This is a genomic window from Micrococcus sp. LASM2_SD2 (assembly GCF_057364565.1).
Genome location: NZ_JBNFOB010000503.1, coordinates 1 through 502, shown reverse-complemented (window position 1 = coordinate 502; position 502 = coordinate 1). Strand labels below are relative to the sequence as shown.

The following is a 502-nucleotide window of genomic DNA, read 5'->3' as shown; positions in this document are numbered from 1 at the left end:
CTCGCCGCCGTCGAGGAGGCGCCGAGCGCCGCGCCACCGAGGAGCGGCACCGCCGTGAGACGGAGGCCGAGACCCTGCGCGCCGAGGAGGAGCGCCGGCTCGAGGAGCGCCGTGCCGCGGACGAGGAGCGCCGCGCCCAGCTGATGGAGCAGACGCGCCAGCGTGCCCTGGACATCGAACGCCTGCGGCAGGCCGCCCTCGAGCGCCAACGCCAGGCCGAGATCGACGCCGTGCTCGCCGAGTCCGCGCCGCGTCCGGAGCCGGAGCCCAGGGAGCGCCGCGGGCTCTCCGAGGTCCTCGACTCCCTAGGCAGCCCGAACCTGCCCATCGAGAGGATCGTCGCGCCGCTGGCCGCACCGGTCAGCCGGCTGATCCCCCACGAGACCGACCCGCAGAAGCGCGCGGAGACCGAGCGGAAGCGCCGTGAGGCCGAGGAGAAGCGCCCATCGAGGAGGCCGCCTGCCGACCGCGCCGAGGCCGCCGAGACCGCCCCGCCGCCGCG

Annotated in this window: 1 pseudogene; it reads left to right on the top strand. The window is 77.1% G+C overall.

The features are described from left to right. A pseudogene (locus tag AC2W7A_RS13325) lies at window positions 1-502 on the top strand (hypothetical protein); the annotation flags it as partial.